This window comes from Pseudomonas sp. Fl5BN2, from assembly GCF_009908205.1.
GTDB lineage: Bacteria > Pseudomonadota > Gammaproteobacteria > Pseudomonadales > Pseudomonadaceae > Aquipseudomonas.
Genome location: NZ_JAAARL010000001.1, coordinates 451010 through 470962, shown reverse-complemented (window position 1 = coordinate 470962; position 19953 = coordinate 451010). Strand labels below are relative to the sequence as shown.

General features: G+C 60.7%; 18 protein-coding genes. 6 read left to right on the top strand and 12 right to left on the bottom strand.

What is annotated here, in order from left to right; all coding sequences use genetic code 11:
- Window positions 1–88 precede the first annotated feature (88 nt).
- From GV819_RS02240 to argE, 10 genes are all read right to left on the bottom strand, one after another.
- Entirely contained in the window at window positions 89–304 is a 216-nt protein-coding gene (locus GV819_RS02240; RefSeq protein WP_007928303.1) for a TOBE domain-containing protein, read from the bottom strand.
- Between the two features lie 60 nt (window positions 305–364).
- The gene (ssuB, locus tag GV819_RS02235; RefSeq protein ID WP_161753063.1) at window positions 365–1171 is read right to left on the bottom strand and encodes an aliphatic sulfonates ABC transporter ATP-binding protein; all 807 of its coding nucleotides are present in this window, start codon (window positions 1169–1171) and stop codon (window positions 365–367) included.
- The gene (gene ssuC / locus GV819_RS02230) at window positions 1168–1956 is read right to left on the bottom strand and encodes an aliphatic sulfonate ABC transporter permease SsuC (RefSeq protein ID WP_161753061.1); all 789 of its coding nucleotides are present in this window, start codon (window positions 1954–1956) and stop codon (window positions 1168–1170) included. Before ssuC ends, ssuB begins: the two co-directional genes overlap by 4 nt.
- Window positions 1957–1965: 9 nt before the next feature.
- Window positions 1966–3114, bottom strand: a complete 1149-nt coding sequence (gene ssuD / locus GV819_RS02225) for an FMNH2-dependent alkanesulfonate monooxygenase (RefSeq protein ID WP_161753059.1) — start codon at window positions 3112–3114, stop codon at window positions 1966–1968.
- Window positions 3115–3138: 24 nt separating this feature from the next.
- Window positions 3139–4104 carry a sulfonate ABC transporter substrate-binding protein gene (locus tag GV819_RS02220; RefSeq protein WP_161753057.1) on the bottom strand — a complete coding sequence of 322 codons (966 nt, stop codon included), beginning with the start codon at window positions 4102–4104 and terminating at the stop codon, window positions 3139–3141.
- Window positions 4105–4193: 89 nt separating this feature from the next.
- Window positions 4194–4787 (bottom strand): NADPH-dependent FMN reductase, encoded by a 594-nt coding sequence (gene ssuE, locus GV819_RS02215; protein WP_161753055.1) that lies wholly within the window; start codon window positions 4785–4787, stop codon window positions 4194–4196.
- Window positions 4788–5108: 321 nt separating this feature from the next.
- Window positions 5109–5747 carry a peroxiredoxin gene (locus tag GV819_RS02210; protein WP_161753053.1) on the bottom strand — a complete coding sequence of 213 codons (639 nt, stop codon included), beginning with the start codon at window positions 5745–5747 and terminating at the stop codon, window positions 5109–5111.
- A 273-nt stretch (window positions 5748–6020) separates the two neighbouring features.
- On the bottom strand, window positions 6021–7418 hold the full coding sequence (locus tag GV819_RS02205) for an OprD family porin (protein ID WP_161753051.1): 1398 nt from the start codon (window positions 7416–7418) through the stop codon (window positions 6021–6023).
- Window positions 7419–7919: 501 nt separating this feature from the next.
- On the bottom strand, window positions 7920–9218 hold the full coding sequence (gene argA / locus GV819_RS02200; protein WP_161753049.1) for an amino-acid N-acetyltransferase: 1299 nt from the start codon (window positions 9216–9218) through the stop codon (window positions 7920–7922).
- A 136-nt stretch (window positions 9219–9354) separates the two neighbouring features.
- Window positions 9355–10512 (bottom strand): acetylornithine deacetylase, encoded by a 1158-nt coding sequence (gene argE, locus GV819_RS02195; protein ID WP_161753047.1) that lies wholly within the window; start codon window positions 10510–10512, stop codon window positions 9355–9357.
- Between the two features lie 159 nt (window positions 10513–10671).
- On the opposite strand from argE, the gene GV819_RS02190 reads away from it, so the two are divergent.
- On the top strand, window positions 10672–12039 hold the full coding sequence (locus tag GV819_RS02190; protein ID WP_161753045.1) for an inorganic triphosphatase: 1368 nt from the start codon (window positions 10672–10674) through the stop codon (window positions 12037–12039).
- Window positions 12040–12102: 63 nt separating this feature from the next.
- Here the strand turns inward: GV819_RS02190 and GV819_RS02185 are convergent, their stop codons facing one another.
- A complete protein-coding gene (locus tag GV819_RS02185) occupies window positions 12103–12573 on the bottom strand; it encodes an Lrp/AsnC family transcriptional regulator (RefSeq protein WP_161753043.1) in 471 nt (156 codons plus the stop codon).
- Window positions 12574–12697: 124 nt separating this feature from the next.
- Here GV819_RS02185 and GV819_RS02180 point away from each other — a divergent pair, with 124 nt between their 5' ends.
- From GV819_RS02180 to GV819_RS02160, 5 genes are all read left to right on the top strand, one after another.
- Window positions 12698–13027 (top strand): hypothetical protein, encoded by a 330-nt coding sequence (locus GV819_RS02180; protein WP_161753041.1) that lies wholly within the window; start codon window positions 12698–12700, stop codon window positions 13025–13027.
- A 111-nt stretch (window positions 13028–13138) separates the two neighbouring features.
- The gene (locus GV819_RS02175; protein ID WP_161753039.1) at window positions 13139–14917 is read left to right on the top strand and encodes a GspE/PulE family protein; all 1779 of its coding nucleotides are present in this window, start codon (window positions 13139–13141) and stop codon (window positions 14915–14917) included.
- Between the two features lie 153 nt (window positions 14918–15070).
- On the top strand, window positions 15071–15991 hold the full coding sequence (locus tag GV819_RS02170; protein ID WP_161753037.1) for an SPFH domain-containing protein: 921 nt from the start codon (window positions 15071–15073) through the stop codon (window positions 15989–15991).
- A gap of 10 nt (window positions 15992–16001) precedes the next feature.
- Window positions 16002–16451 (top strand): NfeD family protein, encoded by a 450-nt coding sequence (locus tag GV819_RS02165; RefSeq protein WP_161753035.1) that lies wholly within the window; start codon window positions 16002–16004, stop codon window positions 16449–16451.
- A 72-nt stretch (window positions 16452–16523) separates the two neighbouring features.
- A complete protein-coding gene (locus tag GV819_RS02160; RefSeq protein WP_161753033.1) occupies window positions 16524–16841 on the top strand; it encodes a DUF2388 domain-containing protein in 318 nt (105 codons plus the stop codon).
- A gap of 84 nt (window positions 16842–16925) precedes the next feature.
- Here the strand turns inward: GV819_RS02160 and gcvP are convergent, their stop codons facing one another.
- The gene (gcvP, locus tag GV819_RS02155; protein ID WP_161753031.1) at window positions 16926–19799 is read right to left on the bottom strand and encodes an aminomethyl-transferring glycine dehydrogenase; all 2874 of its coding nucleotides are present in this window, start codon (window positions 19797–19799) and stop codon (window positions 16926–16928) included.
- Between the last annotated feature and the right edge of the window lie 154 nt (window positions 19800–19953).

Here is a 19953-nt window from a genome sequence, read left to right as displayed (position 1 = left end):
GGAAAGTATCAAATCTGACCGTTATTTACAGCGCCCATGAAAAAGCCCCGAAGGACTCGCACCCTTCGAGGCTGTTGTGTTGCACCGCTCACAGCTTGGCGATCGACACCTCGGTGGACTTTACAAAGGCGATCACTTCGCTACCGATCGCCAACTCCAACTCCCTGACCGAACGGGTGGTGATCACCGAAGTGACAATCCCGGAGGCGGTTTGCACGTCGATTTCCGACAGCACATCACCTTCGACGATTTCCTTGATAGTGCCCTTGAACTGATTACGTACGTTGATGGCTTTAATGGTCATGATATTTCTCCTGGGGATCGAAATGAGCTGCAAGTTATCGCTGAAAACTTGCCGCTGCTCTTACAGCGCCCACCGCAACTGGGTGGGCAAGGGTGAAACAGGTTCCGGTTCCGGCGGCGAGCCAGGCAGTGACAACACACGATTGAGGACTTCAGTCTCCAGCGCCGCCAGGCGATGGGAACCCCGTACCCGCGGACGCGGCAATTCAACATGCAGATCGAGACCGACCTCGCCGTCCTCGATCAGGATCACTCGATCGGCAATCGCCACGGCTTCACTGACATCGTGGGTCACCAGCAATACGGTGAAGCCATGCTGCTGCCACAGACGCTCGATCAACTGCTGCATCTCGATCCGGGTCAGGGCATCCAGCGCCCCCAGCGGCTCGTCCAGCAGCAACAATCGCGGCTGGTGAATCAAGGCCCGGGCCAGGGCTACGCGCTGCTTCTGGCCACCGGACAAAGCGGCTGGCCATTCATTGGCGCGATCTGCCAGGCCCACTGCCTCTAGAGCTTCCAGGGCTTGTGGCCGCCAGTTGCCCTTGAGTCCAAGCCCAACGTTGTCGATGACTTTTTTCCAGGGCAGCAAACGCGCCTCCTGGAACATCAGCCGGGTATCTTCAATGGCCGCGCTCAACGGCGCGGAGCCCGCCAGCAACTCACCGCCCGTGGGTTGATCGAGACCGGCCAGCAGGCGCAGCAAAGTGCTTTTGCCGCAACCGCTGCGACCGACCACCGCAACGAACTGACCGGCAGGAATATGCAGATCGACTTCCCGCAGCACCTGCCGCGAACCGAAGGTCTTGTGCAATTTGTGTACGGCTAAGGGAATACCCCGCAACAGCCGTGGGGGTTGTTGAGCCGTCATTGGGCACCGCCTTTGGCCACTTGGTAGGCCGGATGCCAGCGCAGCCAGAGCCTTTCCAGGCCACGCGCCGCCAGATCCGCCAGCTTGCCAAGCACCGCGTACATGACGATGGCCAGCACCACCACATCGGTCTGCAGGAACTCCCGAGCATTCATTGCCAGGTAACCAATACCGGAACTGGCGGAAATGGTTTCGGCGACGATCAGGGTCAGCCACATGAAGCCCAGGGCAAAACGTACCCCCACCAGGATCGACGGCAGGGCCCCCGGCAGGATCACCTGGCGAAACAGCGCGAAGCCAGACAGGCCGTAGCTGCGAGCCATCTCCACCAGCGCCGGATCGACGTTGCGAATGCCGTGATACGTGTTGAGGTAGATCGGAAACAGGGTGCCCAGGGCCACCAGGAAGATCTTCGCCGACTCATCGATACCGAACCACAGGATCACCAGGGGAATCAGTGCCAGATGCGGTACGTTGCGGATCATCTGCACCGAGCTGTCGAGCAAGCGCTCGCCCCATTTCGACAAACCGGTGATGAAGCCCAGCGCCAGGCCGATGCCGCCGCCGATGACAAAACCCAGCCCCGCACGCCAGCCGCTGATCGCCAGATGGGTCCAGATATCACCGCTGCGTACCAGGCTGACCCCGGCTTCGATCACTGCGCTGGGGGCCGGCAGAATGCGGGTCGAGAGCCAACCCGCCGACACCGACAGTTGCCACACCGCGAGCAACAGCAACGGCAGCCCCCAGGGCGCCAGCCGATGCACTATGCGTTGTCCATTCATGGCCGCACCTCAGCTCTGGGACGCGGCTTTGGGGATGATGTCATTGGCCACCATTTCCCCGAACGGGCTGACATAACCTGCAGCTTCAGGCAGCTTGGGGCGCTCGATATCCAGGTGCGGGAACAGCAGCTCGGCCACCCGGTAGGACTCTTCCAGGTGTGGATAACCGGAGAAGATGAAGGTGTCGATGCCCAGGTCCGCGTACTCCTTCATCCGCGCCGCCACGGTAGGACCGTCGCCCACCAGGGCGGTGCCGGCACCACCGCGCACCAGGCCGACTCCGGCCCAGAGGTTGGGGCTCACTTCCAGCTGGTCGCGACGCCCGCCATGCAGCGCTGCCATGCGCTGCTGGCCCACGGAATCGAAGCGTGCCAGGGAAGCCTGGGCCCGGGCGATGGTGTCGTCGTCCAGATGGGAAATCAGGCGCTCGGCGGCTTGCCAGGCCTCGGCATTGGTTTCCCGGACAATCACGTGCAGGCGGATGCCAAAACGCACAGTGCGCCCGAGCTTGGCAGCCTTGTCCCGCACTTGCTGGATTTTCTCGGCCACGGCGGCCGGTGGCTCGCCCCAGGTCAGGACCATCTCCACCTGCTCGGCGGCAAGGTCCTGGGCGGCTTCCGAAGAACCGCCGAAGTACAGCGGCGGACGCGGTTGCTGCAGCGGCGGATAGAGCAGCTTGGCGCCCTTCACACTGATGTGCTGGCCGTCGTAGTCCACCGTTTCGCCTTCCAGTACCCGCCGCCAGATACGGGTGAACTCCACCGAGGCCTGATAACGCTCTTCATGGTCGAGGAACAAGCCATCGCCGGCCAGTTCGTCCGGATCGCCACCGGTCACCAGGTTGAACAGCGCCCGGCCACCGGACAACCGATCCAGGGTTGCCGCCTGACGCGCCGCCACCGTCGGGGAAATGATCCCGGGGCGCAGGGCTACCAGGAACTTCAGACGCTGAGTCACCGGAATCAGCGAGGCCGCCACCAACCAGGAATCCTCGCAGGAACGCCCGGTGGGAATCAGCACCCCGCCAAAGCCAAGGCGGTCGGCAGCCTGGGCGATCTGCTGCAAGTAAGCATGATCCACGGCGCGAGCGCCCTCAGCGGTACCAAGGTAATGGCCGTCGCCGTGGGTGGGCAGGAACCAGAAGATGTTGAGGCTCATGGAGTTGTCTCCTAAGGGGTCGAATTACGGCGCTTTGGCCACGGCGGCGGTGGGCGTCCAGATCACGTCTTTGATGCTCAGCGGCTTGGGAATCAGCTTGAGCTGATAGAAGCTGTCGGCGATTTTCTGCTGCGCGGCGATCACTTCCGGGGTCAAGAAGGCCGCACCGTAGCCCTGGCGCTTCACCGAGGTCAGAGTGATTTCAGTAGACAGACCCAGCAGCGGCGCCACCTGCTGGGTGACCTCCTGCGGGTTGGCCTTGGACCATTCGCCCACGGCCCGCACTTCTTCCACCAGGGCCTTGATCACCTCGGGGTGCTGCTGTGCGTAGGGTTTGGTCGCCAGGTAGAACTGGTGGTTGTCGACGATGCCGCTGCCGTCACGCAGGGTGCGTGCCTGCAGTTGCTGCTCGGCTGCCGCCTGGTAGGGGTCCCAGATCACCCAGGCATCGACGCTGCCACGCTCGAACGCCGCACGGGCATCGGCCGGGGGCAGGAACACAGTCTGGATATCGCTGTACTTGAGGCCGGCATCTTCCAGGGCGCGGACCAGCAGGTAATGCACGTTGGAGCCCTTGTTCAGCACCACCTTCTTGCCCTTGAGGTCCTGCACCGAGTTGATCGGCGAGTCCTTGGGCACCAGGATCGCTTCGCTGTGGGGAGCTGGCGGCTCATAGGCCACGTAGAGCAGATCGGCACCGGCAGCCTGGGCGAATACCGGTGGGGTTTCGCCGGTCACGCCGAAGTCGATGGAGCCGACGTTGAGCCCCTCTAGCAACTGTGGGCCACCCGGGAACTCGGTCCACTGCACGTCCACGCCCTGCTGCGCCAGGCGCTTCTCCAGGGAGCCCTTGGCCTTGAGCAGCACCAGGGTGCCGTATTTCTGATAACCGATACGCAAGGTTTCGGCTTGAGCTTGAACAATGACGCCGAAGGACACAGCCGCAGCAAACAGAGCGACCAGACCGCGACGCAAAATGACAGGGCGCATGGCGCTCTCCTTTTTGCTGTGGGGTTGTGGCTGCACCTGCTTGCCCGTTGGCGGGCGAGTAAGGCCAGTACTTCAATCAGGGATGTGGCTCAAATGCTCCAGCGAGCACTCAACAAACGTTCATTCAGCAGATGAGGGTCCAGGGGCTTGGGACGACGCGCCATGGCACTGTGAAACTCCTCGAGGGCTTCCTTCAAGCGCTGCTCCAGAGCCTTGGCCAACTGCGGCTGGACACTGCCTTCGCCGTAGGCGATCTGGCTGTCCTCGGCAAAGATGCCTTGCAGCATTTCCTGGGCCTTGAGGGCCGAGAGCACCGGTTTCAGGGCGTAGTCCACCGCCAACATATGGGCGATGCTGCCGCCGGTGGCCATTGGCAGCACCACCTTGTGGCTCAGGGCGCGCTCCGGCAGCAGGTCAAGCAGGGTTTTCAGCGCCCCGGAGAACGATGCCTTGTACACCGGAGTAGCGATCAACAGGCCGTCGGCCTGTTCGATCTGTTGCAGCAGGTCGATGACCTTGGGGCTGTCGAAGCGGGCGTGGAGCAGATCTTCTGCCGGGAAGTCCCGTATCTGGTAACTGACCACTTCCACGCCTTGCTGCTGTAACCAGCGCTTGGCCAAGTCCAGCAGCACTCCGGAACGGGAGCGTTGGCTGGGACTGCCACCGAGAGAGACCACCAGCATGCAGGGATTCCTTGAACGAAATAAAGCGATTCGCGGGATGCGATCTCGCCGGACTGGACAGACCTTAACAGCCTATTTTTATATCCATAAATCTTATTTATTCATTTATTTATTCCATATATGAATATGCAATATCTAAACCGCCAGGCAAAAAAATAGGCCGTCGAAACGGCCCAAAACCCCTGCTTTATGGATCGATCAGCCCCAACGCTGTAAGTGCAGCCAGACGGCGCTCCGCTTGCCTGCGAAGAGGCCCTTGAACCTTGCTTCAGCTCACGTCCGCCCTCGCCGGCAAAACGGCTACTACAAAAGCATCAGGCGTTAACGATTGGGCTGCGGAGTCAGGCGCAGGTAAGGCTTCACTGCGCGATAGCCTTTGGGAAACCGGCGCTTGATCTCTTCCTCGTCCTTGAGCGACGGCACGATGACCACCTCGTCACCGTCCTGCCAGTTGGCCGGAGTGGCCACCTTGTAGTTGTCGGTGAGTTGCAGCGAGTCGATCACCCGGAGGATTTCATGGAAGTTACGCCCCGTACTGGCCGGGTAGGTAATGGTCAGGCGAATTTTCTTGTTCGGGTCAATGACGAACAGCGAGCGCACTGTCAGGGTGTCGTTGGCATTGGGATGGATCAGATCATAGAGGTCCGACACCTTGCGATCGGCGTCTGCCAGGATCGGAAAATTGACGATGGTGTGCTGGGTCTCGTTGATGTCCTCGATCCACCGGTGATGAGAATCCACCGGGTCCACCGACAGGGCAATGGCTTTCACCCCACGCTGGGCAAATTCATCCTTGAGTTTGGCGGTGAAACCCAGCTCGGTGGTGCACACCGGAGTGAAGTCCGCCGGATGGGAAAACAGCACGCCCCAGCTGTCACCCAACCACTCGTGGAAACGAATCTTGCCGGCACTGGAATCCTGTTCGAAGTCGGGGGCGATATCGCCCAGTCTGAGGCTCATGAGTGCTGCTCCTGTGAGTGCTTGATGGAGCTACTCTGCCTGCAGCGAAGAATATTTAAAAAGAATAAATATCGATTTATCAAGAACTAAAAGGAATATTAAAAATCTCTTCACTGGACTCACAGACATAGCAAGACCACCCTTCCCAACAAGGTTCGAGAAGGCCTTGAGTCGCTGTAAAAAAGAGGGGGATTCAGGAAGGGCTCACGGGGGTGGGCCTGACTTGAAGCAATACCTCGCCCGGCATTGCGCCGGGCGAGGCTTCAACTGAAATTACTTCAGCGGGATCGAGTAGCTGACGATCAGACGGTTTTCGTCCTGGTCGCGCTGGCCCGGAATGTCGTTACGCCACATGGCGTTTTTCCAGGTCAGACCCAGGTTCTTCAGCGGACCTTGCGGAACCACGTAGGACAGGGTCAGGTCGCGTTCCCACTCGGTGCCGCCAGTACCCAGAGTCGGGTTCTTGTCAGCGCCGATCTTACCGGCGGTGTTGATGTTATTGCCACGCAGGTAAATGATGCCGGCGGTCAGGCCAGGCACGCCGACCTTGGCGAAGTCATAAGCGTAGCGAGCTTGCCAGGTACGCTCGCCGGCACGGGCGAACTTCTGGATCTGCATGTCGGTGATGGTGCTGTTGGACGAACCGTCACCCTGGTTCAGCCAAGGGAAGTCACTGTCACCGTTGCTGTACTGATAGCCGCCACCGAAGGTGTGACCTTCAACCGAGTACAGAGCCAGGTAGCTGTACAGGTTGTTGTCGACCTTGCCCTTGGTGATGGTCGACAGGCCGTTGTCCGGGTAGTAGCCGCTGGTGTAGTAGGCAGCGGTATCGCCATTGGAGCCGTTGTCGCGGCTACGGTAGTAGCGCAGGTCGCTCTTCAGCACGCCAGGACCGATGGACCAGTTATGCACCAGGCCCAGGAAGTTCTGCGAGTAGAAGTCTTTCAGCTCACCGTAGTAGTACGAAGCGGTCAGGTCCTTGGTGATCTTGTAGTCAGCACCACCGTAGTAGAACTTGTTGCTGAACTTGCCGGCATCGTAGTTGGAGCTGGCGTTGGCACCGGCGATCGACAGACCTTCGTTGTTGCTCGAGTTACGCCCTTTGGCGTGTTCGATCTGGCCAGCGGTCAGGGTCAGGTCCTTGATCTCGTTCGAAGTGATCTGGCCACCCTGGAAGGTTTGTGGCAACAGACGACCGTCGTTGTACTTGATCACCGGGTTGTTCGGCTGCAAGGTACCGATCTTCAGCTCGGTCTGGGAAACCTTGACCTTGCCGGTCAGGCCCAGGCTGGAATAATCGTTCACCGCTAGAGCGTTTTTGCCGCTGGAGGAGTGAGTCGGGAAAATGGTGCCACCGGAAGACGTGGTGGTCGCGCCATTGGTGCCGCCGCCGGAGTCCAGGCGTACGCCCAGCAAGCCGATTGCGTCCAGGCCGAAACCTACAGTGCCTTCGGTGTAGCCAGAGGTGAAGTTGAAGATGAAGCCTTGGCCCCACTCTTCCTGCTTGTTCTGGGCTTTTGCGGCTTTGGTGTTGCTGTCGCGGTTATCGGTATTGATATAGAAGTTACGCAGCCCCAAGGTGGCCTTGCTGTCTTCGATAAAACCAGCGGCGCCTGCCTGCTGCGCCAAAACCCCTACGGCCACAGCCAGGGCCAAGGTGGACTTGTTCATGTTTCGCTCCTCTCGTTTCTAATTCTTGTGGTTCCTGGCCCCGGATCGAACGCCCGGTTGCCACAGATGCGCGATTAGCGCCAGACCGTGACTGATAAGTCAATCGTAACGACCTGTGTCTACGACCATGGTCTAATCGCAATGATTTGGTCCTTGCAGGGTAATGAATTACTCATAAACCCAAAAAGAATTGTTTAATTCTTTTTCATGCCTTTCAGGAATAAAGCCCACAACTCATACGCCGAACATCCCAGCGTAGACGCCTGCAAGCTTATTGCTAAAAAGAATTTCCCCGATCCATGCCCCCAAGACCCCAGGCGTTTCAGGCTCAAAACGTCACACAGGATCAAAAAAGCGACGCAATCATGGCTAAGAGCCTATCCTCCCGTCAATTTGTTACAGTTTTTGTATCGAAATGAAATTTTTCTGACATGTGCAACCAGCCACTGCAATCCGATCAGTTGATCGAATCGCAGTGGCTGGTTGCGCAGAAAAACAGGCTCAGAGGATTTTTTCGAAAATCTTCGAGTTGCGCTGGTAGTTGTACAGCGAGGCACGGGCCGATGGCAGGCGCTCGACGCTGCTGGGCACAAAGCCCCGCTCACGGAACCAGTGGGCAGTACGAGTGGTGAGGACGAACAAAGTCTTCAAACCTTGGGCACGGGCGCGGGTTTCGATCCTTTCCAGCAGTTCGTCACCGCGTTTTCCATGCCGGTACTCAGGGTTCACCGCCAGGCATGCCAGCTCGCCGGCATCGGAGTCGGCGATCTGGTACAAGGCCGCACAGGCGATGATCATGCCCTCGCGCTCGACCACGCTGAATTGCTCGATCTCGCGCTCCAGTACCTCGCGGGAACGCCGTACCAGGATGCCCTGCTCTTCCAGCGGGCTGATCAGATCCAGCAATCCGCCAACATCTTCAATCGCCGCCTCGCGCACGCGTTCGAATTGTTCCTGGGCCACCAGGGTGCCGCCGCCATCACGGGTAAAGAGCTCAGTCAGCAAGGCACCGTCTTCGGCATAACTGACGATATGGCTGCGACCCACCCCACCTCGGCAGGCCTCGGCGGCTGCATCCAGCAGTTCGGCCTGATAGTTGCCACCCAGGCGCTGCAAGTGCGCCGGAACCTGTTGCGGACGCAGTTCGCGTACCAACTTGCCATTTTCGTCCAGCAGGCCCAGGTCCGCCCCGAACAGCAGCAGTTTGTCGGCTCCAAGGTCGATGGCCGCGCGGGTGGCCACGTCTTCACAGGCCAGGTTGAAAATCTCGCCAGTAGGCGAATAGCCCAGTGGCGACAGCAGCACGATGGAACGCTCATCCAGCAGGCGGTTGATGCCTTTGCGGTCGACCCGACGCACTTCGCCGGTGTGATGGTAATCAACGCCTTCCAGTACCCCGATCGGACGGGCGGTCACCAGATTGCCGCTGGCAACCCGCAACCGCGAACCCTGCATCGGCGACGAGGCCATGTCCATGGACAGGCGCGCTTCAATGGCAATCCGCAACTGGCCCACGGCGTCGATCACGCACTCCAGGGTCGCCGCGTCAGTGATCCGCAGGCCGTGATGGTAATGAGGGGTCAGGCCACGCGCCGCCAGACGGGCTTCGATCTGCGGACGAGAACCGTGCACCAGTACCAGACGCACCCCCAGGCTGTGGAGCAGCACCAGGTCGTGAACGATATTGCCGAAGTTGGGATGGTCAACACCGTCGCCAGGGAGCATGACCACGAAGGTGCAGTCGCGGTGGGCGTTGATATAGGGAGACGCGTGGCGAAGCCAATTGACGTATTCGGGCATGAACCTGAGCCTGTAAATAAAAAGCAGCCTATGAAAGGACGAAACGGGAAACGCACAGCGGGCTGATGGTTATCGTCGGAACAGGCTTGGCAACACGCTTACTCTCCTCATGGGTACGGACAAAGGCACCGGCAATTTACTGAAATTGGGTCGGTGTCAGGCAGTAATGTTCAATCAATTCCCGTAGTAGATGCACGGTAGGCTGCAAGCGTGACATTTCGAGGTACTCCCCGGGCTGGTGAGCACAGGCGATGTCACCCGGGCCGAGCACCAGCGTCTCGCAGCCAAGGCGCTGAAGATAAGGCGCTTCGGTGCCAAACGCTACTGCTTCGGCGCGATGTCCTGTGAGTCTTTCCGCGACCCGTACTAGCTCGGCGTCCTCCGGCTGCTCGAAAGGCGGCACGGCTGGGAACAGTGGTGCGTAGTCGATCTGCACCTCATGACGCTCGGCAATCGGCCGCAGCTTCTGCCGGATCGCCTCGCGCAGGACTTGCGGATCCATGCCTGGCAGAGGCCGCAGGTCGAACTCCAGGGAGCACTGGCCGCAGATACGGTTGGGATTGTCGCCGCCATGGATGCAGCCGAAATTCATGGTCGGTTGCGGCACGCTGAACTGCGGATTGCGAAATTCGCGTTGCCACAGCAAACGCAGCCCGCGCAATTCGCCAATCGCATCGTGCATCGCCTCCAGAGCACTGCGGCCCAGGGTCGGGTCCGAGGAGTGGCCGCTACGCCCGAGGATGTCGATGCGTTCCATCATCACCCCCTTGTGCAGGCGAATCGGCTTGAGGCCCGTGGGTTCGCCGATCACCGCCGCGCGCCCCAGGGGCCGCCCGGCTTCCGCCAGGGCTCGCGCCCCGGCCATGGAGCTCTCTTCATCACAAGTGGCCAGGATCAGCAGCGGTTGCTTGAACGGTTGGTCCAGCAAAGGCCGCACCGCTTCGATGATCAAGGCGAAAAAGCCCTTCATGTCGCAACTGCCAAGGCCGACCCAGCGACCATCGACCTCAGTCAACTTCAACGGATCGGTCTGCCACAGCGCAGCGTCGTAGGGCACTGTGTCGCTGTGCCCCGCCAGCACCAGGCCGCCAGGGCCACTGCCGAAGCTGGCCAGCAGGTTGAATTTGCCCGGGCTGACCTGCTGGATATCGCAGGAAAAACCGAGATCGCCGAGCCAGCCGGCCAACAAGTCGATGACCGGGCGATTGGACTGGTCCAGCGCAGGTTGGGTGCAGCTCACCGACGGCGCGGCGATCAGTGCGGCAAACTGATCCTTCATGGACGGCAATGGCATGAGCTGGCTCCGGAAATCCCAAGATGAAGATCATCATAGGGTCTGTTGCCCTGCAGAAGAAACCGTCGCGGCACCTCCAGGCGCCTTGTCCTGTACACTGCACGGCCTTGGCAGCCAACTCTTTCCCCGGCTGCGCTCCCGATCCTGGATTTTCCGGCCATGCAAAAAGAAACCGAAATCAAACTCCGCGTCAGCCGCGAAACTCTCGCCGCCCTGCGCGAGCACCCGCTCCTGAAAAAACGCAACAAAAGTGGCTGGGAACGCCGTGAACTGATGAATCAGTACTTCGACACCCCAGAACGCGACCTGGCCCGGGCCAAAGTCGCCCTGCGCCTGCGCCGCGACGGTGACGCGGTGATTCAGACCCTCAAGACCAGCGGCCAGAGTGTTGCCGGCCTGTCCGAGCGCAACGAATACGACTGGCAGCTGGCCAAAGCCAAGCTCGACCTGAAAAAGCTCGACGGTGAGTGCTGGCCAGAGGCCCTGGCCGAGCTGGATAAAAAGACCCTCAAGCCGCTGTTCACCACGGACTTTGTCCGCGAGCGCGCGGAAATCGCCTGGGGCCGTGGCAAGGCCAAGGTGGTGATCGAGGCTGCCCTGGACCTGGGCCAGGTAATCGCCGGCAAGCACAAGGAAGAAATCTGCGAGCTGGAACTGGAACTGCGCGAAGGTGAACCTGCCGCTCTGCTGGAGCTGGCAGCGGAGCTGGCCCTCACCCTGCCGCTGATGCCCTGCGACATCAGCAAGGCCGAGCGCGGTTATCGCCTGTTCGATGCCGGCAGCTACTCCCTGAGCCTGCCCGCTGTGCAGTTGAGTGCCGAAACACCCCTGGACGATGCCTTCGCCGCACTGGCCTGGCACCTGCTGGGCAGCAGCCAGCGCCTGGCCGAGCAGTATCGCTTCAACGGCCACTGGCGCCTGCTCCAGGACTGGGTCGATAGCCTTGCCGAACTGCGGGCCCTGGCCAGCAGCCTGGGCCAAGCCGCGCCGCGCCAATCCACCGCTGAGCTGCGCAGTGCCCTGGACGCCCTGCTGGAAGACTGGCGCCCACTGGTACAGGCCGGCCTCGACGATGAAGACGTGCGCAAGGCCGCACCGGAGCAATTCATTGAAGAACTGCAGGACGTACGCTGGGGCCTGTTCTCCCTGAACACCTCGCGTTGGCTGCTGGCCCGCGCCTGGACTGTCGAGCGCAACACCCGTGGCCACCGCCAGGGCGCCGCGCAACTGGGCAGCTGGCTGCCACGCTTGTTGGCCGAGGAAGCCACAGCCCTGCAACTGCCACGCTACCAGCAACAACCGGAAGACCTGGCCGAGCAACTGCCGCGTATCGAACGCATCCAGGCCTGGCTGCACCATGCCCGTGCCGTGCTGGAGATTGCTGAACTGGACCGCCTCTACGGTGAGCTGAACAAACTGACGCAGTTGGCCAACGAGCCCATCACCGACGAAGTCCTCGATGCTCGTAAGCAGCAAGCCATTGCAGTGTTCCAGAACCGTGCCTGGAAAACTCTGCTGCGCATGTGATTGCAGCTCCGGTCTTGAAGGATATGACTAGTGGCAAGGGAGCAAGCTTCCTTGCCACACTCCTCAGCGCAATACCGGCAGGCTGGTGGTGGACTTGATCTCCGACAGGGCAACGATCGAGTTCACCTCCTGAATCCCCGGCACCATCGACAGTTTTTCGAAGAAGAACCGCTCGTAAGCTTCGATATCCGCAGTCACGATGCGCAACAGAAAGTCCACCGCCCCCATCAGCACATAGCATTCCAGCACCTCCGGAAAACCGCGAATCGCCTCGGTGAACTCGGTGAAGTTGGAACGTCCGTGGGCGTTGAGCTTGATCTCGGCGAAGATCTGCGTGTTAAGGCCGATTTTCTTGCGATCAAGCAAGGTCACCTGGCCGCGAATCACCCCCTCTTCCTTCAAACGTTGAATCCGCCGCCAGCACGGTGACTGGGACAGCCCTACCTGTTCGGCGACTTGCGCACTGGACAGCGAGGCATCCTCCTGAAGCAACGCGAGGATCCGGCGGTCATAGGCATCCAGCTCGCTATGCATAATCAATCCTTAAATTTATAAAATATTGAATCAAATAATTCATTTTTTAGTAAATAGGCTCAATTTTAGATAAGAAATACCCGGAACCCCATGTAAAAATTTCTCCACTGAACTGGAGACCGCCATGCCCCCTCTCGAATCTGCCACCAGCCAATCACCCCGCGCCGATGTCTGGAGCCTCAACAATGCCCACTGCCGTGTGCACTACCAGGTGATGGCCGAGGCCGAGGCTGACGTGCTGTGCCGGATACTCAACCATTTCGCCCTGCAGTTCCTGGTGCCGCAGCGAGTCTCGGTGCTGCAACAACAGGCCACGCTGCATATCGAGGTGGAGCTTGACGGCTTGAGCTGGCACCGGGCACGGGTGATCGGGGACAAATTGCGCAACCTGATCAGCGTGTGTTCGGTCGAGCTGGAACTGGCCGAACCATCGCACCTGCAAGCCGCAGGCTGAGGCCGGAAAAACCCTGCAACCCTTGGCCGGCGGGCCCTCACTCCCGCGGGACTATTCTTGGCAGTTTGCGGCCAGAGAACATCGTCTCTACCACCGCCCCAAGGAGTTCCCATGACCGCAGCGCATACCCTTCAGGACCGCTGGCTGGACCTCAATGAGCTGCTGCGTGAACTGCTGGTACAGGGCCGTATCAGCCAGGACGCCGCCGAACAGGCCATGAGAGCCCGGCGACATGGGACCCGCAATCCACTGCATCCCCTGGAGGTGATCGCCAGTCAGCAGCTGTCGGACCTGCATCATCCGGGCAGGCACCTGGACCTGGACAGTCTCACCTCCTGGCTGGCCGAACAGGCCGGCCAACCCTACCTGCGCATCGATCCCTTGCGCATCGACGTGGCCAGCACCACCCCCTTGATGTCCTACGCCTTTGCCCAGCGGCACAAGATTCTCGCCGTGGCAGTGGCCGCCCAGAGCGTCACGGTGGCCAGCGCGCAGCCTTATGTCAGAGCCTGGGAAGCCGATCTGGCCCATGCCCTGAAGCGCACGATCCAGCGCGTGGTAGCCAACCCGGCGGATATCCAGCGCCTGACCCTGGAGTTCTATCGCCTGGCCAAGTCGGTGAGGGGCGCCACCAGCGAGCAGAAGACCAGTAACCAGGGCAACTTCGAACAATTGCTCAAGCTGGGGACCAACGACCAGGAGCCGGATGCCAATGACGCCCACATCGTCAACATCGTCGACTGGCTGTTCCAGTACGCCTTCCAGCAACGGGCCAGCGATATCCATATCGAGCCCCGCCGCGAACACGGCTCCCTGCGCTTTCGCATCGACGGCGTGCTGCACACTGTCTATCAGTTCCCACCCCAGGTGACGCTGGCCATCGTCAGCCGCCTCAAGAGCCTGGGGCGGATGAACGTCGCAGAAAAGCGCAAGCCTCAGGACGGTCGGGTCAAGACTCGTGCACCCGAAGGCAGCGAGATCGAACTGCGGCTCTCAACCCTGCCCACGGCCTTCGGCGAAAAGATGGTGATGCGCATCTTCGATCCCCAGGTACTGCTCAAGGACTTCGACCAGTTGGGCTTCTGCACCAACGACCTGAGTCGCTGGCAAGCCATGACCGCAAAGGCCCACGGCATGATCCTGGTGACCGGCCCTACCGGTTCGGGCAAGACCAGCACCCTCTACTCCACCCTGAGGAAGCTCGCGACCCCCGAGGTCAATCTGTGCACCATCGAGGACCCGATCGAAATGATCGAGCCGGCGTTCAACCAGATGCAGGTCCAACACAACATCGACCTGAGTTTTTCCAGCGGCGTGCGCGCGCTGATGCGCCAAGACCCGGACATCATCATGATCGGCGAGATCCGAGACCTGGAAACCGCCGAGATGGCGATCCAGGCAGCACTGACCGGGCATCTGGTGCTGTCTACCCTGCACACCAACGACGCCCCGGGAGCGATCAGTCGCCTGCTGGAACTGGGAGTCCCCCATTACCTGATCAAGGCCACCCTGATCGGGGTCATGGCCCAGCGCCTGGTACGAACCCTATGCCCATACTGCAAGGCCCCCTGCAAGATCGCCGAAGATGACTGGCAGAACCTGACCCAACCATTGCAAGTCCCGGCCCCGGCTCTCTGCCAACAGGCAGTCGGCTGTGCAGAGTGCCGAGGCACCGGTTATCACGGGCGCACCGGCGTCTACGAAATCATGCCGATGAATGCCGCCCTCAAGGCGCTGGTCCAGCGCGATCTGGACCTCGACAGCCTGCGCCGCCAGGCGCTTGCGGACGGCATGGACAGTCTGCGTCTGGCCGGAGCCCAAAAAGTTGCTCAAGGCACGACCAGCCTGGAAGAGGTATTGCGCGTGACGCCCCACGGCGAACAGGCCTAGCCGGAGCATGTCGGCAGACGAATCGGCCCTGCAGCTGGTTTTTATGTCACCTGATGATGCAAATCGCGGGTTAATCCTGCAGCGGGCTGCCCTGCCCCGCTAAACTCAAGCCATTGGCCATTTCGCCAAATCCAACCTGAACAGGGAAATGTCATGCAGATCGGCAGCGTGCTTCTACTCTTCGTCGGCCTCGCAGTGGCCATTGTATTCATGGGTTTCAAGGTCGTGCCCCAGGGCTATCAATGGACCGTGGAACGCTTCGGGCGCTACACCAACACCCTCAAGCCGGGGCTGAACATCATAATTCCGGTAATGGACCGCATCGGCCGCAAGATCAACGTCATGGAAAGCGTGCTGGACATTCCTCCCCAGGAAGTCATCACCGCCGACAACGCCACGGTGCAGATCGACGCCGTGTGTTTCTTCCAGGTAGTCAATACCGCCCAGGCCGCCTACGAGGTCAACAACCTCGAACACGCCATCCGCAACCTGTTGCAGACCAACATCCGTACCGTGCTCGGCTCCATGGAGCTGGATGCAATGCTCAGTCAACGTGACGGGATCAACGAGAAACTCCTGCGAACCGTCGATGAAGCCACTGCGCCCTGGGGGATCAAGATCACCCGGATCGAGATCAAGGACATCAGCCCGCCTGCAGACTTGATGGCGGCCATGTCCGGGCAGATGAAGGCCGAACGGGTCAAGCGCGCGCAGATCCTCGAAGCCGAAGGCCTGCGTGCCGCGGCCATTCTCACCGCCGAAGGCAAGAAGCAGGCACAGATTCTGGAGGCCGAAGGCGAGCGCCAGGCGGCATTCCTCGAATCCGAAGCTCGGGAGCGTCAGGCAGAAGCCGAGGCCCGGGCGACCCAGGTGGTATCCGAAGCGATCGCCACCGGCAACGTCCAGGCGATCAATTACTTCGTCGCGCAAAAATACATCGATGCCCTAGGCAAGCTGGCATCAGCCAATAACAGCAAAGTGATCCTGATGCCGCTGGAGGCCAGCCAGGTCATCGGCGCCGTCGGCGGAATCGGCGAGATCGTCAAAGCCACGTTCGACAGCAAGAAAGCCTGAGGCACGGTTCATGTTGGCATTTCTCCAAGCACTATCGTTCTGGGACTGGTTGGCCCTGGGCACCGTACTGTTGATTTTCGAGGTGTTCGGCGCCGGGGGATACCTGCTGTGGATCGGCCTGGCCGCAGCCGCGGTGGGAGTCCTGACCTTCCTGATTCCCGGCCTGTCGTGGGAGATGCAGTTCTTGCTGTTCGGCCTGCTGTCGGTGCTGACAGCGCTGTATTGGTGGCGGCGCCAGCGCAGCGTGGTCCGCCCCAGCGACCAGCCGAACCTGAACCTGCGGGGTCAGGAATTGATCGGCAAGACCTTCGTGGTGCACCAGGCGATCGTCAATGGCCGTGGCCGGATCAAGGTCGCCGACGGCGTGTGGATCGCCAAGGGCGACGACGCGCCCGTAGGTGCCAAGGTCCGGGTGGTGGCCCAGGAAGGTACGGTCCTGCTAGTCGAAAACCTTGACTGAGGGGGTCACGGAACTCCGACGGGTTATCTAGAATCAAACTGTGCAGATAACCCCCAGTTGGAGTCCCCCATCATGCGTCTGAAAATAGCTGTCGTCACACTTGCCCTGCTTTCTCTCCCCGTTGGTTCGGCAATGGCCGACACCTTCTGGCGTAACGTCATTTCCTCCGGTGCCACCACCGGTTCCACCTACCTGACCTTCAAGGACCACAAACTGATCGTCGCGGCCCAGGACGATGCCGGCAGCTTTGTTGCCAGTGATGGCAACATCCGCGGCCCATACCTGGAAGCTGCGATGCAGAAGGTCCGTGCTGAGAATCCCGGCCTCAAGGCCACCGACATGGAACTGGCCAACGCAATCCTGGCCAAGAACGCGTTGGCTGAGCAATAACACCGGAAATGAAAGCCAGGATGCCGCTCGAATGAGCGGCATTTTTTTTGCTGAAAACCTGGCGAGAAACCACTGGGACGAGGCTTAGCGATAAGCCTCCAGCGGCACACAGGCACAGAACAGGTTGCGGTCGCCATAGACGTTGTCCACGCGATTCACCGTTGGCCAATACTTGTGCGCCCGAGTGTGAGCCGTGGGCAACACCGCCTGCTCGATACTGTAAGGCCGCTCCCAGACACCGGTGATGTCCGCCAGGGTATGGGGCGCGCCCTTGAGCGGATTGTCGTGGTCGGGCCAGTGGCCTTCCTGTACCTGGGCGATTTCGGCACGAATGCTCAGCATGGCCTCGATAAACCGGTCGAGCTCGGCCTTGGACTCACTTTCCGTGGGCTCCACCATCAACGTGCCCGGCACCGGAAACGACATGGTCGGAGCGTGGAAGCCGTAATCCATCAGACGCTTGGCCACATCTTCCTCAGTGATGCCGGTCAGGACCTTGAGCGGGCGCAGATCGAGAATGCATTCGTGAGCCACCCGGCCATTACGCCCGCTGTAAAGCACTGGAAATGCGCCACCCAAGTGCTCGGCCAGATAATTGGCGGCGAGAATCGCCACCTCGCTGGCATCCGCCAACTGCGGCCCCATCAGGGCGATATACATCCAACTGATGGGCAGGATGCTCGCGCTGCCCCAGGGGGCGGCGCTGACCGCGCCATTCTCTGGCAGCGGTCCGTCGATCGGCACCACCGGGTGATTGGCGACAAAGGGCGCCAGGTGCGCGCGTACCCCGATAGGTCCCATACCCGGTCCACCGCCGCCATGGGGAATACAGAAAGTCTTGTGCAGATTCATGTGCGAGACGTCGGCGCCAATGTCCGCGGGCCGAGCCAGGCCCACCTGGGCATTGAGATTGGCGCCGTCCATATACACCTGGCCGCCATGGCTGTGGATAACTTCACAGATCTGGCTGATACCCTCTTCATAGACGCCATGGGTCGATGGATAGGTCGCCATCAGGCAAGACAGGCGGCTGCCAGCAGCCTGGGCCTTGGCTTTCAGATCTTCCAGATCGACGTTGCCGGCCTCGTCGCACTCGACAATCACCACCTGCATCCCGGCCATCTGCGCCGACGCCGGGTTGGTGCCATGGGCGGAGGCCGGTATCAGGCAGATATGCCGATCCCCCTGATGGCGACTCTCGTGGTATCGACGAATGGCCAACAGCCCGGCGTACTCGCCCTGGGCACCGGAGTTGGGTTGCATGCAGATGGCGTCGAAACCGGTAATGGCGCACAGCCAGCGCTCCAACTCCTCGATCATCAACCCATAACCGACAGCCTGCTCCCGGGGGGCGAAGGGATGCAGAATGGCGAACTCCGGCCAGGTAATGGGGATCATTTCGCTGCTGGCGTTGAGCTTCATGGTGCAGGAGCCCAGGGGGATCATCGACTGGTTGAGCGCCAGGTCCTTGTTCTCCAACTGCTTGAGGTAGCGCAGCATCTCGGTTTCGCTGTGATGGGCGCTGAACACCGGATGGGTCAGGTAGCGGCTGCGGCGCAGCAGCTCGTCAGGAAGGCCTGACTGCAGTTCCTCGGCGTCCAGTCCGGTGACATCCAGCCCATGGTCAGCGCCCAGGAACACATCCAGCAACCGGGCCACGGTGGTTTCATCACAGGTCTCATCAAGGCTCAGTCCCAACCGACCACGGCCAACAATCCGCAGGTTGATCTGCAGTGCCTTGGCGCTTTCGATGATCGCGGTCTGGCTGCCGCCCACCTCCAGGGTCAAGGTGTCGAAAAAGTGCCGATTGAGTCGCACGATGCCATGGCGCTCAAGACCTGCCGCCAGGATGCAGGTCAGCCGGTGCACCCGCTGGGCAATGCGCTTGAGCCCTTGCGGACCGTGGTAGACCGCATAGAAGCTGGCGATATTGGCCAGCAGCACCTGGGCAGTGCATATGTTGGAGTTGGCCTTCTCGCGACGAATATGTTGCTCGCGGGTTTGCAAGGCCATGCGCAAGGCCACCTGGCCCCGAGTATCCCTGGACACGCCAATGATGCGCCCGGGCATCGCCCGCTTGTACTCGTCGCGACAAGCAAAAAACGCAGCATGAGGGCCGCCATAACCCATCGGCACGCCAAAACGCTGGGAAGAACCCAAGACCACATCGGCCCCCAGTTCGCCCGGTGGAGTCAACAGCAGCAGGCTGAGCAAGTCGGCAGCAACACAGGCCAGGGCCTGCTGGGCGTGCAGCTGGTCGATCAGCGGCCGCAGGTCACGGATCTCGCCTTGGGTATCCGGGTACTGCAACAGAGCACCGAACACCTGATGCGCGGACAGGTTTTCCACAGCGTCGACGATCAGCTCGAAACCGAAACCTTCGGCACGGGTACGGACCACGGAAATAGTCTGGGGATGGCAGTGCTGGTCGACAAAGAACAGATTGCTCTTGGACTTGGCCACGCGCTTGGCCAGGGCCATGGCTTCGGCAGCTGCGGTGGCTTCGTCCAGCAGCGAGGCATTGGCCAGGTCGAGGCCGGTGAGATCGATGGTCATCTGCTGGAAGTTCAGCAAGGCCTCGAGCCGGCCCTGGGCAATCTCGGGTTGATAAGGTGTATAGGCGGTGTACCAGCCGGGGTTCTCCAGCACATTGCGCAGAATCACCGTCGGCGTCAGGGTGCCGTGGTAGCCCATGCCGATCAGGCTGGTAAACAGCTGATTTTGTGCGGCATAACCCCTGAGCTTTGCCAGGGCGGCAGACTCATCGAGGGCCGGTGGCAGGTCCAGAGCACGATTGAGGCGAATTCCCGGCGGCACCGTCTGCTCGATCAACTCGACCCGGCTGCCCAGCCCAAGGCTGGCGAGCATGGCCTGCTGCTCCTCGGCATCGGGCCCCAGGTGCCGGTTGAGAAATGCGTTGGGCTCGCGTAACTGGCTCAGGGATGGCGACTGGGACATGACAGGCTCTCTCCGATAAACGGCGCTCAGCGTCGATGCAACAGGGTGCAAAGCAGCATAGCAGTCGATTTCACCCATCGACGTGCTGGCGTCCCGAGGCAATCGGTACCATCATGCAGGGCGTCCGCGCGCCAGCCCTGGCGCGCCTCAACCC

Coding starts and splice junctions, on each gene's coding strand:
- argE (WP_161753047.1), bottom strand. CDS start 10,512: ATGCCATTGCCGTCCATGAAGGATCAGTTTGCCGCACTGATCGCCGCG.
- GV819_RS02180 (WP_161753041.1), top strand. CDS start 12,698: ATGCCCCCTCTCGAATCTGCCACCAGCCAATCACCCCGCGCCGATGTC.
- GV819_RS02175 (WP_161753039.1), top strand. CDS start 13,139: ATGACCGCAGCGCATACCCTTCAGGACCGCTGGCTGGACCTCAATGAG.
- GV819_RS02165 (WP_161753035.1), top strand. CDS start 16,002: ATGTTGGCATTTCTCCAAGCACTATCGTTCTGGGACTGGTTGGCCCTG.
- argA (WP_161753049.1), bottom strand. CDS start 9,218: ATGCCCGAATACGTCAATTGGCTTCGCCACGCGTCTCCCTATATCAAC.
- GV819_RS02210 (WP_161753053.1), bottom strand. CDS start 5,747: ATGAGCCTCAGACTGGGCGATATCGCCCCCGACTTCGAACAGGATTCC.
- GV819_RS02160 (WP_161753033.1), top strand. CDS start 16,524: ATGCGTCTGAAAATAGCTGTCGTCACACTTGCCCTGCTTTCTCTCCCC.
- GV819_RS02220 (WP_161753057.1), bottom strand. CDS start 4,104: ATGCGCCCTGTCATTTTGCGTCGCGGTCTGGTCGCTCTGTTTGCTGCG.
- GV819_RS02205 (WP_161753051.1), bottom strand. CDS start 7,418: ATGAACAAGTCCACCTTGGCCCTGGCTGTGGCCGTAGGGGTTTTGGCG.
- GV819_RS02170 (WP_161753037.1), top strand. CDS start 15,071: ATGCAGATCGGCAGCGTGCTTCTACTCTTCGTCGGCCTCGCAGTGGCC.
- GV819_RS02190 (WP_161753045.1), top strand. CDS start 10,672: ATGCAAAAAGAAACCGAAATCAAACTCCGCGTCAGCCGCGAAACTCTC.
- ssuB (WP_161753063.1), bottom strand. CDS start 1,171: ATGACGGCTCAACAACCCCCACGGCTGTTGCGGGGTATTCCCTTAGCC.
- ssuC (WP_161753061.1), bottom strand. CDS start 1,956: ATGAATGGACAACGCATAGTGCATCGGCTGGCGCCCTGGGGGCTGCCG.
- ssuD (WP_161753059.1), bottom strand. CDS start 3,114: ATGAGCCTCAACATCTTCTGGTTCCTGCCCACCCACGGCGACGGCCAT.
- gcvP (WP_161753031.1), bottom strand. CDS start 19,799: ATGTCCCAGTCGCCATCCCTGAGCCAGTTACGCGAGCCCAACGCATTT.
- ssuE (WP_161753055.1), bottom strand. CDS start 4,787: ATGCTGGTGGTCTCTCTCGGTGGCAGTCCCAGCCAACGCTCCCGTTCC.
- GV819_RS02240 (WP_007928303.1), bottom strand. CDS start 304: ATGACCATTAAAGCCATCAACGTACGTAATCAGTTCAAGGGCACTATC.
- GV819_RS02185 (WP_161753043.1), bottom strand. CDS start 12,573: ATGCATAGCGAGCTGGATGCCTATGACCGCCGGATCCTCGCGTTGCTT.